The sequence below is a fragment of the Isoptericola luteus genome, assembly GCF_020297055.1.
Lineage (GTDB): Bacteria > Actinomycetota > Actinomycetes > Actinomycetales > Cellulomonadaceae > Isoptericola > Isoptericola luteus.
Window position 1 is genome coordinate 1 of record NZ_JAIXCQ010000024.1, and the last position, 3585, is coordinate 3585.

Annotated in this window: 2 protein-coding genes and 1 pseudogene; all 3 read left to right on the top strand. The window is 70.8% G+C overall.

Annotated elements, in window-relative coordinates:
- Window positions 1-304 (top strand): annotated as a pseudogene (locus tag LEP48_RS18255) (methyl-accepting chemotaxis protein); the annotation flags it as partial.
- A 60-nt stretch (window positions 305-364) separates the two neighbouring features.
- Complete coding sequence (locus tag LEP48_RS18260) at window positions 365-2005, top strand: methyl-accepting chemotaxis protein (protein ID WP_225566989.1); 1641 nt, start codon at window positions 365-367, stop codon at window positions 2003-2005.
- Between the two features lie 47 nt (window positions 2006-2052).
- A partial coding sequence (locus LEP48_RS18265) for a methyl-accepting chemotaxis protein (RefSeq protein ID WP_225566990.1) occupies window positions 2053-3585 on the top strand: 1533 nt, incomplete at its 3' end.

The following is a 3585-nucleotide window of genomic DNA, read 5'->3' on the forward strand; positions in this document are numbered from 1 at the left end:
CCAGGGTGATACGTCGGGTGCGGTGGATGCGATCGGTGAGATCGCGGACATCATCGGGCAGATCAACGACTACCAGCTGACGATCGCGTCGGCGGTGGAGGAGCAGACCGCGACGACGAACGAGATGGGTCGTGGTGTGCAGGAGGCCGCGACGGGCTCGTCCGAGATCGCCGGGAACATCACCGGCATCGCCACCGCCGCCTCCTCGACGGCGCAGGCCCTGGTGCAGATGAACGAGTCCGTGGCCGACCTCGCCCGGATGAGCGCCGACCTCCAGTCGCGCGCCGCGCAGTTCACCTACTGACCCACAGCTCTTCCGAGACGGGCACCCCGCCCGTCCGGTGCCCCACGAGGAGGAAGTCCCATGTCCGTCACCCCAAGCGGCCGGCCCGCACCTCGGCGACGTCTGACCGTCGCCCGCCGGCTGCAGCTCACCTTCGGCGTCCTGGTCGCCCTCGTCGTGGTCGCGGTGGTCGTGGGCGGCGTGTCGGTGGACCGGCAGAAGGGCTATGCCCAGGATGTGCAGGCGGCGGAGCAGCTCGGGAACGTCGCGGAGCAGGCCAAGACCCTGATCTCCGACGCGACCGGCTGGCAGGGGCTCTACGTGGCGGACACCGCCGTCTACGGCCTCGAGGCCGGGCTCGGCGAGGACGCCTACAACCGCCAGGGCATGCTGGACAACAAGGAGCAGGTGTACGCGTGGCTCGACGAGCTCGAGGCGTCGGGGACGGACCCGCAGACGTCCCAGGTCGTGAGCCAGCTCCGTGCGGCCTGGGACGACTTCTACTCCTGGGACGACCAGGTCGTGGAGTGGCTGCAGGAGGGCACCCCGGCCGGTGAGCGCAAGGCGATGGACTCCATCAACGGCGGTGAGGCCGGTGCGGCGTACAGCGTGATCTTCGACCTCGCCGACCGGACGCAGGACGTGGCCACCCAGCGTGCGGCCGCGGCCAACACGGCGCAGGAGGAGGGCCAGGCCCGGTCCCTCGCCATCCTCGTCGGGGTCGGCGTCGTCGCCGTCGCGGCCGGCGTGCTGCTGGCGTGGTGGACCAGCCGCGTCGTCGTCGGCCGCGTGGCCAAGGTGCGTGACGTGGCGGAGGCCCTCGGCCGGGGCGACCTCACGCATACGTCCGGGTTGCTCCCGACCGACGAGATCGGCGAGGCCGGGACGGCTCTCGACACCGGTATCGCGGTGGTCCGCACCGTGGTGGCCGAGGTCGCCGGGTCGGCGGACGCGCTCGCCTCGGGTTCGGAGCAGCTCGCGGCCGTGTCTTCGCAGGTCGTCGCGGCGGCCGAGGAGTCGTCCGCCCAGTCCGGGGTGGTGGCCTCCGCTGCGGAGCAGGTGTCGCAGAACGTGCAGACCGTCGCTGCGGGCGCGGAGCAGATGGGTGCGTCGATCCGGGAGATCGCGCAGAACTCGAACGAGGCGGCGAAGGTCGCCAACCGGGCGACGGACCGTGCCGCGGCCACCAACGAGACGGTCCGCAAGCTGGGGGCCAGCTCGCTGGAGATCGGGGCCGTGATCAAGGTGATCACCACGATCGCGGAGCAGACGAACCTGCTGGCGCTGAACGCGACGATCGAGGCCGCGCGAGCCGGCGAGTCAGGCAAGGGGTTCGCCGTCGTGGCGAGCGAGGTCAAGGAGCTGGCGCAGGAGACCGCGAAGGCCACCGAGGACATCGCGCGCCGGGTCGAGGCGATCCAGGACGACGCCTCCGGCGCCGTGGACGCCATCGGCGACATCACCGACATCATCGGTCAGATCAACGACTACCAGCTCACCATCGCCTCGGCGGTGGAGGAGCAGACCGCGACGACGAACGAGATGTCGCGAGGCGTGCAGGAGTCGGCCACCGGTGCGTCCGAGATCGCGGCGAACATCACCGGGATCGCCACCGCCGCGTCGTCGACCGCCGTGGCCGTCGAGCAGATCGACGGGTCCATCTCGGACCTGGCCCGCGTCTCCGTCGACCTGCGCGCCCGCGCGGCCGAGTTCACCTACTGACCCTCGCCCGCACGCGTTGCGGACGAAAGCACCTGAGAGGAACTTCCATGAGCACGCTGCTCGAGAAGCGCGAGCCGGCCCTGGCGCCGGTGGCGACCGCACCGCGCGATACCGCGGCGCGGCACCACGGCCAGGACGGCGCCCGTCGGCCCCGGCGCTTCGCGCTGCGGTCGATCAGGACGAAGATCGTCGGGCTGGTCGCCCTGCTCGTGGCCTTCATGGTCATGCTCGGTCTGGTGGCGACGGCCAACACGGTGGGCCTGCGTGACCGCACGGAGCGGATCGCCTCCGTCCAGACCACGCTCAGCGCCCAGCTCAACGCCGTCGACCAGTCGGTCTGGATGTACAACGAGGCCGTCGGGGCGATCGGCGAGTACCTCGGCCGGGACGTCGACGTGTCGGACAAGCTTGCCGCGATCGACGACGCCAAGGCGAGGATCGGCACGGAGATGGCCGCGTTCGAGGCCATCTACACCGGCATGGGCGTCGACGTGCCCGCCGAGTACGTGACCTTCCGGACCGCCGTCGAGACCTACCTCGCCGCGGTCGAGAGCGAGAAGCTGCCCGCCTTCGAGTCGGGCGACTGGGACACCTTCCAGGCGAGCGAGGAGTCGCTCGGCGCGCTCGGCGGCGAGCTCGGCGCCTCCCTCGGCGGCCTGAAGGGATACATCGAGGGGGTCCTCGCGGACGAGACCGAGGCCGCCGCGCAGGAGGCCGCCGGTGCGATCTTCATCCTCGTGGTCCTCATCGTCGTGGGTGCCGTGGGCGGGCTCGTCACCGGCTGGATCGTCGTGAGCCGCATCCGCGCCGGCCTGGTGGGCGTGCAGCGCACGATCGAGAAGATGGCGAGCGGTGACCTCACCCACGAGCCCGAGGTGACCAGCCAGGACGAGCTGGGCGAGATGGCCAGCGCCCTGTCCGCCACCCAGGCCGCCCTGCGGGAGACGCTCTCCGGCGTGCTCGCGTCGTCGGCGACCATCGCCACCGGCTCGGAGCAGCTCGCGGCCGCGGCGTCGCGGGTCGTGGCGGCCGCCGAGCAGTCGTCCGCCCAGTCGGGTGTGGCGGCCTCCGCTGCGGAGCAGGTGTCGCAGAACGTGCAGACGGTGGCTGCGGGTGCGGAGCAGATGGGTGCGTCGATCCGGGAGATCGCGCAGAACTCGAACGAGGCGGCGAAGGTCGCGAACCGGGCGACGGATCGTGCTGCGGCGACGAACGAGACGGTGCGCAAGCTGGGGACGAGCTCGCAGGAGATCGGTGACGTGATCAAGGTGATCACGTCGATCGCGGAGCAGACGAACCTGTTGGCGTTGAACGCGACGATCGAGGCGGCTCGTGCCGGTGAGGCCGGTAAGGGGTTCGCGGTGGTGGCGTCCGAGGTCAAGGAGCTGGCGCAGGAGACGGCGAAGGCGACGGAGGACATCGCGCGTCGGGTCGAGGCGATCCAGGGTGATACGTCGGGTGCGGTGGATGCGATCGGTGAGATCGCGGACATCATCGGGCAGATCAACGACTACCAGCTGACGATCGCGTCGGCGGTGGAGGAGCAGACCGCGACGACGAACGAGATGGGTCGTGGTGTG